The organism is Sphingopyxis indica (assembly GCF_900188185.1).
Classification (GTDB): domain Bacteria; phylum Pseudomonadota; class Alphaproteobacteria; order Sphingomonadales; family Sphingomonadaceae; genus Sphingopyxis; species Sphingopyxis indica.
In genome coordinates this window covers 1-1,766 of the sequence record NZ_FZPA01000035.1, presented here as the reverse complement: position 1 = coordinate 1,766, position 1,766 = coordinate 1, and the positions used below count along the sequence as shown (strand labels likewise).

Annotated in this window: 1 pseudogene; it reads right to left on the bottom strand. The window is 64.4% G+C overall.

Annotated elements, in window-relative coordinates:
* Positions 1–1,695, bottom strand: a pseudogene (locus CHB69_RS19535) (conjugal transfer protein TraG); the annotation flags it as partial.
* Positions 1,696–1,766 lie beyond the last annotated feature (71 nt).

The window sequence follows — 1,766 nt, the reverse complement described above, 5'->3', positions numbered from 1 at the left end:
TTCGTCGAAATCGAACTCGTTGACGGGCGCCGGCGCCTCACGCACCACCTCCTCATGGTCGGGAAGCCCCGGCTCACGGCGGATATTGGCATTGGCGTCATCGCTGTCGGCATTCTCAGGCGTGGCGGCCGCACCGCCGGATTGACTTGGAGGCGGACTGTCCGGCTGCGGCGGCGGTTCGATACCCGTCCAGTCGTCTGGACGTGGCGGCCGCTGGTTGCGCCGGGGTTTTGGCGCCGGCAGCAAGCGGCGGGTGAGACGGGGATCGGTAAAATATCGCGCCTTCTTCGCCCGCACCGGCGGCGTGCCCGCCACCATGACGATCTCATCGTCGGGTGGAAGCTGCATGATCTCTCCAGGCGTGAGAAGCTGGCGGGCGGTCTCGGATCGCGACACCATCAGATGACCGAGCCAGGGGCTGAGCCTGTGGCCCGCATAGTTTTTCATCGCCCGCATTTCGGTCGCGGTGCCGAGGGCGTCGGAGACCCGTTTGGCCGTCCGCTCGTCGTTGGTCGCGAACGAAACCCGGACGTGGCAGTTATCCAGGATCGAGTGATTGACGCCATAGGCCTTCTCGATCTGATTGAGCGACTGGGCGATCAGGAAGGATTTCATTCCGTACCCGGCCATGAAGGCGAGCGCGGATTCGAAGAAGTCCAGCCTGCCCAAAGCCGGAAACTCGTCGAGCATCAGCAGCAGGCGCTGCCGCTTGGCAGTGGAGTTCAACTCCTCGGTCAGCCGGCGGCCGATCTGGTTGAGGATGAGGCGGACCAGCGGCTTGGTGCGGTTGATGTCGGACGGCGGCACGACGAGGTAGAGCGAGACTGGATGCGGCCCGTTCACGAGGTCGGCGATGCGCCAGTCGCATTGCCGTGTGACGGCCGCGACGACGGGATCGCGATACAAGCCCAGGAACGACATGGCGGTCGAGAGCACCCCCGACCGTTCATTCTCGCTCTTGTTGAGGAGTTCCCGCGCCGCCGAGGCGACGACCGGGTGGACGCCCGCGTCTCCCAGATGCGGGGTTAGCATCATGGCCCGCAGCGTGGTCTCGATCGGGCGGCCCGGATCGCTGAGGAAGTTGGCGACGCCGGCCAGCGTCTTGTCGGACTCGGCATAGAGCACATGGAGAATGGCGCCCACCAACAGCGCGTGGCTGGTCTTTTCCCAGTGGTTGCGCTTCTCGAGCGACCCTTCGGGATCGACCAATATGTCGGCGATATTCTGAACATCGCGGACTTCCCATTCGCCGCGGCGCACTTCGAGCAAGGGGTTATAGGCCGCGCTCGCGGCATTGGTCGGGTCGAACAGCAGCACCTTGCCGAAACGGCTGCGGAAGCCTGCGGTCAGTCCCCAGTTCTCGCCCTTGATGTCGTGGACGATGCAGCTGCCCGGCCAGGTCAGCAAACTGGGAACAACGAGGCCGACGCCCTTGCCCGAGCGGGTTGGCGCGAAGCACAGCACATGCTCCGGGCCATCGTGGCGAAGATAGTTCGTGCCGAGCTTGCCGAGAATGACGCCATCATCACCCAGCAATCCGGCGGCGCGCGCCTCCGTCTCGGTCGCCCAGCGCGCCGAGCCATAGGTTTCTGCATTCTTCAGTTCACGGGCGCGCCAGACCGACATGCCTATGGCGACGGCAATCGATACGAATCCACCTGAGACGGCGATATAGGCGCCGTGCAGAAATATGTCGACGGTATTGCCGAGGGCGATATGCCCCCGCTCTTCGTGCTCGGCGACAAGGATGGTGCGGAGCTCGTCAA